This is a genomic window from Thermomonas carbonis, from assembly GCF_014396975.1.
GTDB lineage: Bacteria > Pseudomonadota > Gammaproteobacteria > Xanthomonadales > Xanthomonadaceae > Thermomonas > Thermomonas carbonis.
Genome location: NZ_CP060719.1, coordinates 3,351,690 through 3,368,603, shown reverse-complemented (window position 1 = coordinate 3,368,603; position 16,914 = coordinate 3,351,690). Strand labels below are relative to the sequence as shown.

The window sequence follows — 16,914 nt, the reverse complement described above, 5'->3', positions numbered from 1 at the left end:
TTGCTTTGCCGCACCACGTTCCACCGATGCCATGACGCGGGTCCACGTGCACTCGCGCAACAACTAATCCAACAGGCGCGTGCACCGCACGCCACGATTCCATCAAGGTTGATCCCATGAACAAGCCCTCGATCCACACCCTGCTCCAGGACTTCGAAACCGCACAGGTTTCGCGCAAGTTTCCCGACTTCGGCCCCGGCGATACCGTCATCGTCAACGTCAAGGTCAAGGAAGGCAACCGCGAGCGCGTGCAGGCCTACGAAGGCGTGGTCATCGGCAAGAAGAACGCCGGCCTGAACTCCGCGTTCACCGTGCGCAAGATTTCCCACGGCTTCGGCGTGGAGCGCGTGTTCCAGACCCACAGCGCCGCGATCGACTCGGTCACGGTCAAGCGCCGCGGCGACGTCCGTGCCGCCAAGCTGTATTACCTGCGTGGCCTGGAAGGCAAGAAGGCGCGCATCAAGGAAGACCTGGCCGGCAACGCCAAGGCCAAGGCTGCCGCGCAGGCCGCTGCCGCCGCTGAAGCGGCCGCTGCCGCCGAGTAAGGCGCACGCTGCGCTTCCTGCAACGGCCACCTTCGGGTGGCCGTTTGCATTTCAGGAGATTCGTCCTTTCCGATGACGATGCTGATCGAACCCGTCGCCAGCGTTCGCCTTGACCTGTGGCTGTGGGCGGCGCGCTTCTACAAGACGCGTGCGTTGGCGAAGCACGCCATCGAGACCGGCAAGGTCGATGTCGGGGGCAGCGGGCCAAACCGTCGCGCAGCGTGCGCGTCGGCGATGCGCTGGTGGTTGCGCGTGGCGAGGAACGCTTGGAGGTCGAGGTCGTCGGCTTGAACACAATGCGCGGCCCGGCCAGCATCGCCCAGGCGCTGTATCGCGAATCCGTTGCGTCGAAACTCGCACGCGAACAGGCGCGGGCCGTGCGCGCTGCGGAACGCGCGGGTTTCAGTCCACCCGAATCGAAACCAGACAAGCGTGCGCGCCGCTTGATCCGCGCGCTGGGCGACATCGACGCACTCTGATCCTGCCTTGCGTCCGGCCTATTGCGGACGATGGATTGTCCACGCGCGGCCACGCATGGAGACTTCGCCGGAATTTCCACCCGGGAGAGACGAACATGCGCATCCTGCGCAATGGAAGCAGAGGGCATGACGTCGAGTACATGCAGCGCTTGCTGGTGCGTGCGGACGTGCGCGACCGTGTCGACAGTCCGTTCTACGGCAGCGATGGCATCTTCGGGCCGCAGACCGAACAGGCGGTCAGGGCGCTGCAACGCAGGCGTCCCGGCCTGACGGTGGATGGCGTGGTCGGCCCGCGTACCTGGACCGCGCTGGGCCTGCGCGATCATCGCGAACACCCGATCCGCCGCTACGGGCAGCCGACCGGCATGACCTGCTGGTCGGCCGCGGCCACCATGATCCTGGGCACCAACATGAGCGTGGGCTCGGGCACAGCAGCCACCGGTGACAGCGGGGGCCTGAGTCCGAGTATCGACAATGTCACCGCGTTCGGGCAGGGACTGGGCTGGAGCATGCCCAACCACACGCCGACTGTTTCCGCGCTGGTGGCGATGTTGATGCGCACGCCGTTGTGGCTCGGCGTGCGGCATTCCAGCGGACGCCACGCCGTGGTGCTGAGCGGGGTCTACAGCGATGGCGACGCATCGGGCGCAGGCACCATGGTGCGCATCCATGATCCGTGGCCGGTCGGACAGGGGGCTGTGTACACCAGCTTCCTGAACCCGATCGTGCTCAGGGATGGTTCGCTGCGCTACGCGGCCTCGCTCGAATTGCTGCTGGTTCCGTATTGAGGCAGACGCAGGCAAACGAACGGCCGCTTGCGCGGCCGTTCGTGTTGCAACACCGGCTGGACGATCAGGCCAGGTCGAAGCGATCCAGCTGCATCACCTTGCTCCATGCGGAAACGAAGTCCTGCATGAACTTGCCTTGGCCGTCGGCACTGGCATAGACCTCGGCGAGTGCGCGCAGCACCGAATTGGAACCGAACACCAGGTCGACGCGGGTGCCGGTCCATTTCACGGCACCGGTCTTGCGGCAATGGCCGGCGTAGCTGTTGCGGCCGGTCGGCTTCCACTCCGTGCCCATGTCGAGCAGATTGACGAAGAAGTCGTTGCTCAGGGTGCCGGGCTTGTCGGTCAAAACGCCGTGCGCGGAACCGCCGCTGTTGGCACCGAGCACGCGCAGGCCACCGACCAGTGCGGTCATCTCCGGTGCGGTCAGTGTCAGCAACTGCGCCTTGTCCACCAGCAGGTGTTCGGCCGGGACTTCCGACGGCCCTTGAGGTAGTTGCGGAAGCCATCGGCGAACGGTTCCAGCGGCGCGAACGAATCCACGTCGGTCTGTTCCTGCGTGGCATCGGTGCGGCCGGGGTGGAAGGGCACGTTGATCGATGCTCCGGCATCGCGGGCTGCCTGTTCGATCGCCGCGCAACCTCCCAGCACGATCAGGTCGGCCAGCGAGACCCGCTTGCCGCCCGTAGCGGACGCATCGAAGTTCGCCTTGATCCCTTCGAGCGCCTTCAGCACCTTGTCGAGCTGCGCCGGGTCATTCGCCGCCCAATCCTTTTGTGGTGCCAACCGCAGGCGAGCGCCGTTCGCGCCGCCGCGCTTGTCGCCGCCGCGGAACGTGGACGCGGATGCCCAAGCGGCCGATACCAGCTCCGATACCGACAGACCGCTGGCGAGGATCGATTGCTTGAGCGATGCGATGTCACTCGCATCGATGGGCGCGTAATCGGCGGACGGGATCGGGTCCTGCCAGATCAGGTCTTCGGCCGGCACTTCCGGGCCGAGGTAGCGCGACTTCGGCCCCATGTCGCGGTGGGTGAGCTTGAACCAGGCGCGCGCGTAGGCATCGGCGAACGCATCGAAGTCTTCGAGGAACCGCCGCGAGATCTTTTCATAGGCCGGGTCGAAGCGCAGCGACAGATCGGTGGTCAACATCGTCGGGCGATGCTTTTTCGACGGGTCGAAGGCATCCGGGATGATCGCTTCGGCATCCTTGGCGACCCACTGCTGCGCGCCGGCCGGGCTCTTGGTGAGTTCCCATTCGAAGCCGAACAGATTCTCGAAGAAGTTGTTGCTCCAGCGCGTCGGCGTCTTCGTCCAGGTCACCTCCAGGCCGCTGGTGATGGCATCGGCACCCTTGCCGCTGCCATGCGCATTGGTCCAACCGAAGCCTTGCAGTTCGAGGTCGGCCGCTTCCGGCTCGTGGCCGACGTGGTCCGCGCTCGCCGCGCCATGGGTCTTGCCCATGCTGTGGCCGCCGGCGATGAGGGCGACGGTTTCCTCGTCGTCCATTGCCATCCGCGCGAAGGTGTCGCGAATGTCGCGGGCCGCGGCGATCGGGTCGGGCTTGCCGTCCGGACCTTCCGGGTTCACGTAGATCAGGCCCATCTGCACCGCGGCAAGCGGATTCTCCAGATCGCGGGTGTGCGGCACCTTGCTGTCGTCGTCCTTGACCAGCACGCCGTGCGGGTCGTCCACGCCGGGCGAGCCGCGCGAATAGCGCTCGTCGCCGCCGAGCCACTTGGTCTCGCGACCCCAATACACGTCGAGGTCTGGTTCCCACACATCCTCTCGGCCACCTGCGAAGCCGAAGGTCTTGAAGCCCATGGTTTCCAGGGCGACGTTGCCGGCCAGGATCATCAGGTCGGCCCAGGAAATCGCCTGGCCGTACTTCTGCTTGATCGGCCACAGCAACCGGCGCGCCTTGTCCAGGCTGACGTTGTCCGGCCAGCTGTTGAGGGGAGCGAAGCGCTGCTGCCCGCGGCCTCCGCCGCCGCGGCCGTCGCCGACGCGGTAGGTGCCGGCGCTGTGCCAGGCCATGCGCACGAACAGGCCGCCGTAGTGGCCGAAGTCGGCCGGCCACCAGTCCTGCGAATCGGTCATCAGCGCTGCCAGGTCGGCTTTCAGCGCAGCGTAGTCCAGCCCCTTGAAGGCCTTGCGGTAGTCGAAATCCCCGCCCAACGGATTCGAGCGGTCGGAATGCTGGTTGAGCAGGTCGAGCCGGAGTTGGTTGGGCCACCACTCCTTGTTGCCGGTACCGCCGCCTGCAGTCTGGTGGAACGGACACTTCGCTTCGCTGGACATGATGGCTGGCCTCCCGGCTCGCTGTGATCGACCAGGTCCATCCTACGCAGGCTTTCATTAAAGAAAAATTGAATGAAGTGAAGTGTTCGATAGGGGTTCCCTATCCGCAGTGCAGCATCCCCGCAGCGTTGCTGCTCCAGCCACGTAATGCAGAACGGCGGCCCGGGCGGCCGTTCGCGCATCACCCCAACTGAAGCGATGACGGGTCAGCGACCACCGCCCAGGAACGAGCCGCCCATCTTCAGCAGATCGTCCAGACCGACTTCGCCATCGCCGTCCTGGTCCAGCACCGCGCCGAGTAGGCCGCCGCCGAGGCCGCCTTGCTGCTGCTGGATCGCACGTTCCTGACCAAGGATGTCGCCAAGCGCCTGAGCGTTTCCCGCGCCTTGCGATGGCGCGCCGCCGAACATCTGCTTGGCCAGGTAGGCCATCACGATCGGGGCAAGGATCTTCAGCAGCATTTGTGCCTTGTCGCCGCCCAGGCCGGTGGCTTGGCCGAGACCGGCCTCTGCACGCGGCAGCTGTCCGCCGAAGATGTGGCCCAACTGGCCAAGGCCGTCGGCTTGCCGGCTCGACTGGCCACCCAGCACGGCACCGAGGATGTCGCCGATTCCGCCTGCACCCGAATGATCGCGACCGAGTGCACCCAGCAATGCCTCCGCCCCTTGCGGCTGCGCGGTGTTGCGGCCCATTGCGCCCAGGATCATCGGCAGCGCCGCAGCGACCGCACCGGAGGTCTGCGCCTGCCCGGTGCCGAGTTGCTGGCCGATCTGCTGCATGGCGGCACCGGAAATCTGCGAAAAGATCTGGTCGGTCAGGGTGGACATCGCGGCATCCTCGTGGCGTGGGCCGGATCAGCTCCCGGGCGAGCCACACTACCAGTCCGTGCCGATGCCGGCAGTGTCAGGCCAGCGATTTCAACCGGTACAGCGCTTCCAATGCCTGCTTCGGCGACAACTCGTCGGGCTCGATGCCGGCCAGCGCATCCAGCGCCGCCGAGCGCGACGCGAACAAGCCGAACTGCTGCGGTGCATCCAATGCCGGTGCGCTCAACGTCACTGCCGGCGCATCGCGGCCCTGCGCTTCCAGTTCGGCGAGCCGCGCGCGCGCTTGCTGCAATGCAGGCTTGGGGAGTCCGGCCAGTGCTGCGACCTGCAGGCCGAAACTGCGGTTGGCCGGGCCGGGTCGCACCGCGTGCATGAACACCAATGCATCGCCATGTTCGACCGCATCCAGGTGCAGGTTGGCGATGCCGCTGCCCGGCTCCGCCAGCGCAGTCAGTTCGAAGTAGTGCGTCGCGAACAAGGTGTAGCTGCGATTGGTCGCGGCCAGCTGGCGCGCCACCGCATCGGCGAGTGCGAGGCCGTCGTAAGTCGAGGTGCCGCGGCCGATCTCGTCCATCAGCACCAGCGAGTGTTCGGTCGCGTGATGGAGGATGTAGGCGGTCTCGCTCATCTCGACCATGAAGGTCGACTGCCCGCGGGCGAGGTCGTCGCCGGCACCGATGCGGGTGAGGATGCGGTCGATCGGGCCGATCGTCGCCTTGGCCGCCGGCACGAAACTGCCGATGCAGGCCAGCAGCACGATCAACGCGTTCTGGCGCATGAAGGTGCTCTTGCCGCCCATGTTCGGGCCGGTGATCACGTACATGCGGGTGTCGCCATCGAAGTGCAGGTCGTTCGGCTCGAAGGGCGCGTCACGCAGCGCCTCGACCACCGGATGACGGCCACGTTCGATGGCGATGCCGGGCTCGTCGCGCAGCAGCGGCATGTTCCAGTCCAGTGCCTGTGCGCGTTCGGCGAAGCCGGCGAGCACGTCGAGTTCGCTCAAGGCGGCGGCGCAGTGGCGCAGCGGTTCGACGACTTCGTTGAGCAGGTCGAGCACGCCTTCGTACAGCAGCTTCTCGCGCGACAGCGAACGTTCGCGCGCGGACAGCACCTTGTCCTCGAAGGTCTTGAGCTCCTCGGTGATGTAGCGCTCCGCGCCGGTCAGCGTTTGCCGGCGGGTGTAATGCACCGGTGCCTTGACGCTCTGGCCCTTGCTGATCTCGATGAAGTAGCCATGCACGCGGTTGTAGCCGACTTTCAGCGTGGCGATGCCGGTGGCTTCGCGCTCGCGCGCTTCCAGATCGATGAGGAACTGGTCCGCATGCGTGCTGAGCATGCGCAGTTCGTCGAGTTCGGCGTCGTAGCCATCAGCGATGGTGCCGCCATCGCGGGCGAGCAGCGGCGGCTGCGGGACGATGGCGGCTCGCAGCATGCGCGCGGTCGCATCGTGTTCGCCAAGTGCCGCATGCAATACCCGCAGGCGCGGCGAGTCGAGCCCGGACAGGATCTCCTGCACCGATGGCAGCAGCGAGAGTCCGTCGCGCAACGTGGACAGGTCGCGCGGGCGCGCGCTGCGCAGGGCGACGCGCGAGAGGATGCGTTCGAGGTCGCCCAGGCTGCGGAAGGCCTCTCGCAGCAGGTCGTCGGCGCGCGCATCGATCAAGGCCGACACCGCTTGGTGGCGTTCGCCGACCACATTGCGGTCGCGCAATGGCCGGTGCAGCCAGCGCCGCAACAGGCGTCCGCCCATTGGCGACACGGTTGAATCGAGCACGCCGAGCAAGGTGGCGCGCACGTCGCCATCGACCCGCGAATCCAGTTCCAGATGCCGGCGGGTGGCCGCGTTCATCGCAATGGCCTCGTCGCTGGCCTCCAGCGCGATCGCGCGCAGGTGCGGCAGGCGCTGCTTCTGGGTTTCCTCGATGTAGCCGAGCAGCGCGGCGGCGGCGGCGATCGCGCGCGGCTTGCCGTCGATGCCGAACGCGGTGAGGTCGTGCAGGCTGAAGAACTGCAGCAACTGGCGACGGCCGGCTTCGGCATCGAACAGCCATGGCGGGCGACGGCGCAGGCCGCGCGATTCCAGCACGGCGGCAGGCCAGCCGTCCTCATCGGCCAGCAGGACTTCAGCCGGCTGCAGGCGGGCCAGTTCGGCTTCCAGTGCATCATCGCCATCGACTTCGTTTGCGCGGAGGCGGCCACTGGAGAGATCCGCCCACGCCAGGCCATAGCCCGACTTGATCCGACTGATCGCCAGCAGCAGGGTGTCGCGGCGTTCGTCCAGCAGGGCTTCGTCGGTCACCGTGCCAGGGGTGACGATCCGCACCACCTTGCGTTCGACCAGGCCCTTGGCCAGTGCCGGATCGCCGATCTGCTCACAGATCGCCACCGATTCGCCCAGCGCGACCAGCCGCGCCAGGTAGCCCTCGGCCGCGTGGTAGGGCACGCCGGCCATCGGGATCGGCTGGCCGGCGGAATTGCCGCGCTGGGTAAGGGTGATGTCGAGCAACCGCGCCGCCTTGCGGGCGTCGTCGTAGAACAGTTCGTAGAAATCGCCCATCCGGAAGAACAGCAGCACGTCCGGATGCTCGGCCTTGGCCGAGAAGAATTGGCGCATCAACGGAGTGTGCTGTTCGAGCGACATGGATGGTGCGGCAGCAGGGGGCGGCTAGTGTGCCCGATCCCCGGATGGCGGCCACAAATCACTGGACACGGTGCCGTATGGATGTGTTAGTTTTCCGTCAAGGCAGCCGTTCCACTGCCCGCGCGCCATACCCCCACATGGTCGCGCCGATGACGATGCAGCCGCCGCTCCCGCGACGGCTAGACTCAGGCGTGTTCAACATAAGGGGGTTCCATGTACCGCAAGCAACCGCAGCCAAAGCCGTTGGCCGTCGCCGTGATGGCGGCATTGATCTCGTTCTCCGCGTTGCCCGCGTTCGCCCAGGATGCTGCCGCGCAGGACAAGCCGGAAGAGGCGAAAACCCTCGACACCATGGTCGTGACCGCGCAGAAGCGCGAGGAAGCTGCCCAGGATGTGCCGATCGTGGTCACGACCCTGTCCCAGCAGACCTTGCAGGACACCGGTGTGCGCGATATCAAGGATCTGCAGGTTCTGGTGCCGGGCCTGACCGTCACCAGCACCCAGAGCGAGGCGATCACCACCGCACGCATCCGTGGCGTGGGCACGGTGGGCGATAACGTCGGCCTGGAGTCCTCGGTTGGTGTGGTGGTCGACGGCGTGTACCGGCCGCGCAACTCGGTCGGCTTCGGCGATCTTGGCGAACTGGAGCGCATCGAGGTGCTGAAGGGGCCGCAAGGCACCCTGTTCGGCAAGAACACCTCGGCGGGCGTGATCAATGTGGTCACCCGCAATCCCGATTTCGAAATGAGCGGCGCGGGGGAGGTCACCTTCGGCAACTACGGTGCGCTGGGCTTGGCGGGCTGGTTCAACGCGCCGCTCGGCGACTACGCCGCATTCCGCGTGTATGCGGCGCATCGTGATCGCGATGGCTGGATGGACGTGGCGACCGGTGCAGGCCCACGCACCGAAGACAAGGACAACGACCAGAACTTCCGCACCTTCCGCGGCAAGCTGCTGCTGGCGCCGACCGACAATGTCGAGATCGTGCTGTCTGCGGATTCCACCAAGCGCGACGAGAACTGCTGTACGGCCGTGCAACTGATCAGCGGTGGCACCGCGCCGATCATCAATGGCGTGGGCGGCGGCAATGCGATCGCCATCCCGGCGGATCCTTGGGCGCGGGTTGCCTACAGCAACCGCAGCACCGCGCAGAAGATGGACGACAGGGGCGTGCAGGCAGAGGTCAACATCGACCTGGAAGCCTTTGGTGGCGCGACGTTCACCTCGGTCACCGCCAGTCGCGATTGGGACTCGACCAATGGCCGCGATTTCGATTTCACCGCGGCCGACCTGATCTACTCGAATCCGCGCGAGGATGAATCCTTCGTCAGCTTCAAGACCTTCAGCCAGGAATTCCGCCTGACCGGTTCGACCGAGAAGGTCGACTGGCTGTTTGGACTGTTCTACGCGAACGAAGACCTGGAACGTACCGAAAGCTACGTCGTGGGCGCGGGCTACGAGCCATTCCTGTCGACCCTGGTCGGCGGCAGCGTCCTGCCCGGGCTGGCGCAGGCGCTGAATCCGACGCTCGCGAATTTCGGTTTGTCGTTCAATACCTCGAACCCGGCCACGTTGCTGTCGCAGTTCAGTGGTCGCCCGTATGGCACCACGTTTGCCGGCATGGGCGCGCTGGACCGCTACAAGCAGAATGCCAAGACGACTGCGTTGTTCACCAACAACACCTGGCATGCCACGGAAGCACTGGATATCACCATGGGCCTGCGCTACACCACGGAGAAGAAGGGCCTCCAGTCGGTCTATGACAACCCGAATGGCGGCCTCGGTTGCGCGGCTTCGGTCGCGAATCCCGCTGCCGGCATTTCGCGCATGCTCGCAGCCCGCATCAATGGCTTCGGCAACCTGCCGCCCCAGGTGCAGCAGCAGTTGCTGGCAAGCCTGGTGCCGGCGGTCGCGGCATCGCCCGGCCTGGTGTCCGGCATCGTCGGACGCATCTGCCTGCCGTGGACGAACGTGCTGCATGACGGTCGCAGCACGGACCAGTCGCGGTCCGAGAACGAATGGTCGGGCACCCTGAAGGCGGCCTATCGCTGGAACGAGCGCGCGATGACCTACTTCTCCGCGGCACGCGGTTACAAGGCAGGCGGCTTCAACCTCGATCGCGTGCAGTCGTCGAATGGTCTTTCCAGTGGTGGGGCCGGCATCACACCGGTGAATGACACCTCGTTCCCCGGCGAGTTCGTGGACAGCTACGAGTTGGGTGCCAAGACCAGTTGGATGGGTGGCAACCTGCTGCTCAACGGCGCGTTCTTCCATCAGACCTACAGCGACTTCCAGCTCAACAGCTTCCTGGGCACCAGCTTCGTGGTGCGCTCCATTCCGAAGGTGACGTCGCAGGGGCTGGATGCCGAGCTGCTGTGGCAGGCCACTCCGGGTCTGATGCTGCAGACGGGCCTGGTGTACGCCGACACCAAGTACGGCAAGACCATCCCAGGGTGCGACTTCGTTGGGCCGGGCCAGACCTCGACGGCATGTCCTTCGGTCGGACAGCTGTACAAGCTGCCGGGTGCGCAGATGAGCTTCGCCCCGGAATGGTCGTTGTCGGCATCGCTGACCTACGAATGGGACATGGCGTCGAACCTGGAAGGTCGCTTCAACATCGGCACCAAGTGGCAGTCCGAATACAACACCGGCTCCGATCTGGATGCCGAGAAGCTGCAGGACGCGTATGCGGTGGTGAACGCGCGCATCGGCATCGGCTCGCGCGACCGCACCTGGCAGTTGGAGTTGTGGGGCACCAACATTCTCGACGAGGACTACGTGCAGGTTGGATTCGATGGGCCGCTGCAGGCACCAGGTGCGCCGACCCCGGGCGATCCGCTGAATACCTACAACGCCTTCCTGGGTGCCCCGGCGATGTATGGCGTGACCCTGCGCTTCCAGTTCTGATCCACCGCAGGCGACACGCATCACGGACGGCCCGCGCAAGCGGGCCGTTCCGTTTTCAGCCGGCGTGCGTTACAAGTCGGCCATGTCCCGCAATGAGTTGACGATGACCGTTCCCACCGACACCGAACTCGATCTTCTGGCACGCACCACCGGTGAGCGCCTGCTGGCAACGCGTCATCGCCTGGCCACTGCCGAGAGCTGCACGGGCGGCTGGATCGCCAAGGCGGTGACCGACGTGGCAGGTTCCTCGGCGTGGTTCGATTGCGGCATGGCGGCCTACAGCTACGAAGCCAAGCAGGCCTTGCTCGGCGTGCGCCCGCAGACGCTGGAAACCCACGGCGCGGTCAGTCGTGAAACCGTGGTGGAGATGGTCAGCGGTGCCTTGGTGCATTCCGGCGCGACCCTCGCCGTCGCGGTGACCGGCATCGCCGGGCCGGGTGGCGGCAGCGACGACAAGCCGGTCGGCACGGTCTGGATCGCGTGGAAGCGGCGTGGCGGTTACGCCAAGGCGGACGTCTTCCATTTCGATGGCGACCGCGACGCGGTGCGCCGGCAAACCGTGGCCAAGGCGCTGACGGGGCTTGAACAGCATCTCGAGTGAGCGACGCTCGAAGCGGTTGACGTCGCAAATCGTTAGTAGTATTACTACTAATCATGAGCCTGACCGAAACCCAACGCGCGATCCACACCTTCATTGCCGAACGCATCGAGGGCGATGGCTTCGCCCCATCGCAGGCGGAAATAGCCCGTGCCTTTGGCTTCAAGGGCGTCCGCGCCGCGCAGTACCACCTGGAGGCGCTGGAAGTTGCCGGCATACTCGAGCGCAGCCCGGGGCGTGCGCGCAGCCTGCGCCTGCTGCAGTTGCCGGATGGGCCGAGGCAGGCCGAACTGCCGGCCAACGACGACATCCTGCAACTGCCCGTGCTCGGTCAGGTCGCTGCCGGCGTGCCGATCGGCGCCGACATCGGCTCCGAGCAGGTCGTGTTGATGGATCGTGCATTCTTCACGCCCACCCCGGATTACCTGCTCAAGGTCAGGGGTGATTCGATGCGTGACGAAGGCATCTTCGATGGTGACCTGATCGGCGTGCATCGCACCTCCGATGCGCGCAGCGGCCAAGTGGTGATCGCCCGGATCGATGACGAGGTCACGGTCAAGTTGTTGAAGATCGGGCAGGGCCGCATTCGCTTGTTGCCGCGTAATCCCGACTACGCGCCGATCGAGGTGCAGCCCGGCCAGGACTTCGCCATCGAGGGCCTGTACTGCGGCCTGGTGCGACCGAATGCGTGAGCGTCCCAGTGTCCGGCGGGGGATTTCCTGATGCCCATGCATCGCGCCGGCTGCCACTGTCATCGCACGGCCCGCCACGTCGCAGCTTTTGCGATGGGTGCCGCCTAACCTGATTCCAGACCCGATATCACCCTTCAGTACCGAGGACCTGCACCATGGACGAAAACAAGAAGCGCGCCCTTTCCGCCGCACTGGGCCAGATCGAGAAGCAGTTCGGCAAGGGCTCGGTGATGCGCATGGGCGACCGTGCGGTGGAGGTGGTGGAGACCATCAGCACCGGCTCGCTGATGCTCGATATCGCGCTGGGCATCGGCGGCCTGCCCAAGGGCCGTGTGGTGGAAATCTATGGCCCGGAATCGTCCGGCAAGACCACCCTGACCCTGCAGACCATCGCCGAGTGCCAGAAGGCCGGCGGTACCTGCGCCTTCATCGACGCAGAGCATGCACTGGATCCGACCTACGCGCAGAAGCTTGGCGTCAACCTCGACGAGCTTTACCTGTCGCAGCCGGACACCGGTGAGCAGGCATTGGAGATCGCCGACATGCTGGTGCGCTCCAACGCGGTCGACATGGTGGTGATCGACTCGGTCGCGGCGCTGACCCCGAAGGCCGAAATCGAGGGCGAGATGGGCGATGTGCTACCCGGCCTGCAGGCTCGCCTGATGAGCCAGGCCTTGCGCAAGCTGACCGGCAACATCAAGCGCAGCAACTGCATGGTGTTCTTCATCAACCAGCTGCGCCAGAAGATCGGGATCATGATGCCCGGCCAGAGCAATGAAGTGACCACTGGTGGCAACGCGCTGAAGTTCTACGCCTCGGTGCGCCTGGACATCCGCCGCATCGGCTCGATCAAGAAGGGCGATGAAATCATCGGCAACCAGACCCGGATCAAGGTGGTTAAGAACAAGCTGGCGCCACCGTTCAAGCAGGTCATCACCGAGATCCTCTACGGCGAAGGCATCAGCCGTGAAGGCGAGCTGATCGACATGGGCGTGGACGCCAAGCTGGTCGAGAAGGCCGGTGCCTGGTACAGCTACGACGGCGAGCGCATCGGCCAAGGCAAGGAAAACGCCCGTAACTACCTCAAGGAAAATCCCGCTGCGGCGCTGAAGCTTGAAGCCGCCCTGCGCGAGAAATTCGTGCCGGAGGAAGCCCCGCGCGAAGAAGCAGGCGTCGAATGACGGGGCCGGGCGGCGATGGCGGTGAAACGTCCTCGTCAGCGCGGAATCGCCGTCGCCGCCCGGAGCCTTCACCCACCCAACGTGCTCTGGGACTGCTGACCCGGCGCGAACACTCGCGCAAGGAACTGGCACGCAAGCTCGTCAGCCGTGGAGTCGAGACCGCCGATGCATGCGCGGTAGTCGACAAACTGACTGCCGCCGGCTGGCAGGACGACACCCGTTTTGCACAATCGCTCGTACGCAGCCGCGCGGGCGCAGGTTACGGACCCGGCTGGATCCGCGCGGAACTCGGCACGCATGGGCTGGGCGCAGAGGCGGTCTTGGCGGCATTGGCAAGCTTCGAGGAGGATTGGGCCGATGTGGCCCGCGGCCTGATCCGTCGCCGCTTCAGCGGTGACGGGCCGCTGGACGTCGCACAGCGGCGCAAGGCCGCCGATCTGCTGTTGCGCCGCGGATTCTCGATGGAACATGTGCGGACCGCGACTCGCCAGGAATAGGTTCTTCCGCAGCTGCAGAGGGTGCTCGATAACGGACACGCGATTTAGAGCCTTGCGGGCACGCTGCGCCTGTAAAATGGCCGCATGAAAACGACCTCCGATATCCGCCGGGACTTCCTCGAGTTCTTCGCCTCCAAGGGCCACACCATCGTGCCGTCCGCACCGCTGGTGCCGGGAAACGACCCGACCCTGATGTTCACCAACTCGGGCATGGTCCAGTTCAAGGATGTGTTCTTGGGCGCGGAGAAGCGCAGTTACGTGCGCGCGGCCGACGTGCAGCGCTGCCTGCGCGCTGGCGGCAAACACAACGACCTCGACCAGGTCGGTTACACCGCGCGCCATCACACCTTCTTCGAGATGCTCGGCAACTGGTCGTTCGGCGACTACTTCAAGAAGGAGGCCATCGCGTGGTCGTGGGAACTGCTGACCCAAGTCTGGGGGCTGCCGGGCGAGCGCCTGCTGGTCACGGTCTACCACAACGACGACGAGTCCTACGACATCTGGCACAACGATATCGGCCTGCCGCCGGAGCGCATTGTCCGCATCGGCGACAACAAGGGCTCGCCGTTCGCCTCCGACAACTTCTGGCAGATGGCTGATACCGGCCCCTGCGGCCCCTGCACCGAGATCTTCTACGACCACGGCGACCACATCGCCGGTGGTCCGCCCGGTTCGCCTGATGAAGACGGCGACCGCTACATCGAGATCTGGAACAACGTGTTCATGCAGTTCGATCGCCAGCCGGACGGCACCCTGGTGCCGCTGCCGGCACCGTGCGTGGATACCGGCATGGGCCTTGAGCGGCTGGCCGCGATTCTGCAGCGGGTGCATACCAACTACGAGATCGACCTGTTCCAGGCGCTGATCAGGCACGCGTCCGAGCTCACAGGCACCGCCGACCTCGAGAACAAGTCGCTGCGGGTGATCGCGGATCACATCCGCGCCTGCGCCTTCCTGATCGTGGACGGCGTGTTGCCGTCGAACGAGGGTCGCGGCTACGTGCTCCGTCGGATCATCCGTCGCGCGTTGCGCCATGGCTGGATGCTGGGCGTGCGCGAACCGTTCTTCAACAAGCTCGTGTCCACGCTGGATGCGCAGATGGGCGATGCCTACCCGGTGCTGCGTGAAGGGCGCACCACCGCCGAGCGCGCACTCAAGGCCGAGGAAGAGCGCTTCGCCGAGACGCTCGATTCCGGCATGCGCATCTTCAACGATGTGGCCGCGCGCAGCGATGGCACGATCCCGGGCGCCGACGCCTTCCGCCTGTACGACACCTACGGCTTCCCGCTCGACCTGACCCAGGACATGGCCCGCGAGCGCGGCATGTCGGTGGACGTGGCCGGCTTCGATGCGGCGATGACCCAGCAGAAAGAAACCGCTCGCGCTGCCGGCAAGTTCGGTGGCGGCACCACGCTGCCGGCGGACTTGGTGGCCCGGCTGACGCCCACGAAATTCGTCGGCTACGACGCATTGGCCGCGGGAGGATTGGAAGTGCAAGCGCTGTTGAAGGACGGCAAGCCGGTCGAATCCATCGAAGCGGGCGATGCTGCCATCGTGATCCTCGATGCAACCCCGTTCTATGCCGAGTCCGGCGGCCAGGTCGGCGATACCGGCGAACTCGATGAGCAGGGTGTGCGCTTCGTGGTCGATGACACCCTCAAGCTCGCCGGCCAGTTCCATGGACATGTCGGCACGCTGTCCACCGGGACGCTGAAGCGCGGCGACCGCGTGCTGGCCTCGGTCGATGGTGCGCGCCGCGGCGCCACGATCCTCAACCACAGCGCCACCCACCTGCTGCATGCCGCCCTGCGCGACGTGCTTGGCACGCATGTGCAGCAGAAGGGCTCGCTGGTCGCGCCGGATCGCCTGCGTTTCGACTTCTCGCACTTCCAGCCGATGACCGAATCAGAGTTGGCCGAGATCGAGCGCCGGGTGAACGTCGAGGTGCGTGCCAACCACGAAGGCGAAGTGCGCAACATGGCGATGCAGGAGGCCCTCGATTTCGGTGCGATGGCATTGTTCGGCGAGAAGTACGGCGAGCACGTGCGGGTGTTGCGCTTCGGCCCGACGTCGACCGAACTGTGCGGCGGCACGCATGTGGGCCGCACCGGCGATATCGGCCTCTTCAAGATCGTTTCGGAGGGTGGCGTCTCCGCAGGTGTTCGCCGCATCGAGGCGGTGACCGGGCAGGGCGCACTGGATCATGTGGCAGAGGAAGAGCGCCGCCTGGACGAAGCTGCGGCCCTGCTCGGCGGCACCACCGGCGATGTTGCCGACAGGCTGCGTGCCTTGCTCGACCGCCAGAAGAAGCTGGAGCGCGAGCTCGAAGCGTTGAAGGCCAAGGCGGCTTCCGGTGCGACCAGCGATCTCGGCAACCAGGCCCGCGATGTCGACGGCATCAAGGTGCTTGCGGCGCGCCTGGAAGGCTTCGATGCCAAGGCGCTGCGCGATGCTCTGGATCGGCTCAAGCAGCAACTGGGCGATGCGGTGATCGTGCTGGCCGGTACCGATGGCGGCAAGGCCACGCTGGTGGCTGGCGTCAGCGGCGCGGCCGCCGGCAAGGTCAAGGCCGGCGATTTGCTGGGCGACGTGGCCCGTCAGGTCAACGGCAAGGGCGGCGGTCGCCCTGACATGGCGCAGGGTGGCGGCGAAGACGGCCAGGCGCTGGTCGCCGCGCTGGATCGCGTGCCGGCTTGGGTCAGCGAGCGCATCGCGGCACAGTGAATGCGGCGACCGTGACCGCGGTCGCTTGTGCAAGCTGAACAATGCCCCGTATGATCGGATGGATTGGATGCATCTGGCCGCACGGTTCCGTGGCGGCTGCGACAGGGGAGTTGCGATGCTGATCTTGACCAGGCGAGTAGGTGAAACCTTGATGATCGGCGATGCCATCACCGTGACGGTGCTGGGCGTCAAGGGCAATCAGGTGCGCATCGGCATCACCGCGCCGAAGGATGTCGCCGTGCATCGCGAGGAGATCTACCAGCGTATCCAGGGTGATGAAAGCAACAAGGACGGCGAAGCGAAGCCGTAAGGTTTGCCGGATCACGGTACAGCCTGTATTCTTCGCCGCTCGCGATTTCGTCACGCCGGAGAGTTGCCCGAGTGGCTGAAGGGGCTCCCCTGCTAAGGGAGTATCGGGTCAAAAGCCTGATCGAGGGTTCGAATCCCTCACTCTCCGCCAGTTTGGCGAAACCGCGAAACAAACGTCACCGAAGGTGTTTTTTCGTTGACGAGGACTCATGCGGCAACGCATAATTCCGCTTCTGATTTGCGCCCGTAGCTCAGTTGGATAGAGCACCAGGCTACGAACTTGGGGGTCGGGAGTTCGAATCTCTCCGGGCGCACCATATGAAAAAGCCAACCTCCGGGTTGGCTTTTTTTTGTTTCCGGATGATTGGCGCGTAGCAATTCAACGATCCGGCCAGCGCCAGCATGCCGCGGAACGCATCGCCCGG

Annotated in this window: 11 protein-coding genes, 2 tRNA genes and 2 pseudogenes; 12 read left to right on the top strand and 3 right to left on the bottom strand. The window is 65.5% G+C overall.

All coding sequences use genetic code 11. The features are described 5' to 3' along the window. Positions 1–116 precede the first annotated feature (116 nt). From rplS to H9L16_RS15540, 3 genes and pseudogenes are all read left to right on the top strand, one after another. Positions 117–545: a 50S ribosomal protein L19 gene (gene rplS, locus H9L16_RS15550; protein WP_187552532.1), complete on the top strand. Its 429-nt coding sequence runs from the start codon at positions 117–119 to the stop codon at positions 543–545. A gap of 72 nt (positions 546–617) precedes the next feature. Beyond that, positions 618–1,024: pseudogene (locus H9L16_RS15545) on the top strand (RNA-binding S4 domain-containing protein). A gap of 95 nt (positions 1,025–1,119) precedes the next feature. Continuing rightward, positions 1,120–1,812, top strand: coding sequence for a peptidoglycan-binding protein (locus H9L16_RS15540; RefSeq protein WP_187552531.1), 693 nt, complete (start codon positions 1,120–1,122; stop codon positions 1,810–1,812). 64 nt (positions 1,813–1,876) lie between these two features. Here H9L16_RS15540 and katG read toward each other — a convergent pair. From katG to mutS, 3 genes and pseudogenes are all read right to left on the bottom strand, one after another. Next, a pseudogene (gene katG / locus H9L16_RS15535) lies at positions 1,877–4,113 on the bottom strand (catalase/peroxidase HPI). Positions 4,114–4,319: 206 nt separating this feature from the next. Continuing rightward, positions 4,320–4,940, bottom strand: a complete 621-nt coding sequence (locus tag H9L16_RS15530) for a DUF937 domain-containing protein (protein ID WP_187552530.1) — start codon at positions 4,938–4,940, stop codon at positions 4,320–4,322. 76 nt (positions 4,941–5,016) lie between these two features. Next, positions 5,017–7,581: a DNA mismatch repair protein MutS gene (gene mutS / locus H9L16_RS15525; protein WP_187552529.1), complete on the bottom strand. Its 2,565-nt coding sequence runs from the start codon at positions 7,579–7,581 to the stop codon at positions 5,017–5,019. A gap of 213 nt (positions 7,582–7,794) precedes the next feature. On the opposite strand from mutS, the gene H9L16_RS15520 reads away from it, so the two are divergent. The 9 genes from H9L16_RS15520 to H9L16_RS15480 all read left to right on the top strand — a co-directional run bounded on the left by H9L16_RS15520 (position 7,795) and on the right by H9L16_RS15480 (position 16,806). After that, positions 7,795–10,488, top strand: a complete 2,694-nt coding sequence (locus tag H9L16_RS15520) for a TonB-dependent receptor (RefSeq protein WP_187552528.1) — start codon at positions 7,795–7,797, stop codon at positions 10,486–10,488. 103 nt (positions 10,489–10,591) lie between these two features. Beyond that, complete coding sequence (locus H9L16_RS15515; protein ID WP_187552527.1) at positions 10,592–11,089, top strand: CinA family protein; 498 nt, start codon at positions 10,592–10,594, stop codon at positions 11,087–11,089. Between the two features lie 53 nt (positions 11,090–11,142). After that, on the top strand, positions 11,143–11,778 hold the full coding sequence (lexA, locus tag H9L16_RS15510) for a transcriptional repressor LexA (protein ID WP_187552526.1): 636 nt from the start codon (positions 11,143–11,145) through the stop codon (positions 11,776–11,778). Between the two features lie 155 nt (positions 11,779–11,933). Further along, the gene (gene recA, locus H9L16_RS15505) at positions 11,934–12,959 is read left to right on the top strand and encodes a recombinase RecA (RefSeq protein ID WP_187552525.1); all 1,026 of its coding nucleotides are present in this window, start codon (positions 11,934–11,936) and stop codon (positions 12,957–12,959) included. After that, positions 12,956–13,456 carry a regulatory protein RecX gene (locus H9L16_RS15500; protein WP_187552524.1) on the top strand — a complete coding sequence of 167 codons (501 nt, stop codon included), beginning with the start codon at positions 12,956–12,958 and terminating at the stop codon, positions 13,454–13,456. The genes recA and H9L16_RS15500 overlap by 4 nt, the downstream gene beginning before the upstream one ends. Before the next feature lie 84 nt (positions 13,457–13,540). Further along, positions 13,541–16,180 carry an alanine--tRNA ligase gene (alaS, locus tag H9L16_RS15495; RefSeq protein ID WP_187552523.1) on the top strand — a complete coding sequence of 880 codons (2,640 nt, stop codon included), beginning with the start codon at positions 13,541–13,543 and terminating at the stop codon, positions 16,178–16,180. A gap of 115 nt (positions 16,181–16,295) precedes the next feature. After that, on the top strand, positions 16,296–16,490 hold the full coding sequence (gene csrA, locus H9L16_RS15490) for a carbon storage regulator CsrA (protein ID WP_187554233.1): 195 nt from the start codon (positions 16,296–16,298) through the stop codon (positions 16,488–16,490). Positions 16,491–16,547: 57 nt separating this feature from the next. After that, positions 16,548–16,640, top strand: a tRNA-Ser gene (locus H9L16_RS15485). An 89-nt stretch (positions 16,641–16,729) separates the two neighbouring features. Continuing rightward, positions 16,730–16,806 (top strand) — tRNA-Arg (locus H9L16_RS15480). The last annotated feature ends 108 nt before the right edge of the window (positions 16,807–16,914 follow it).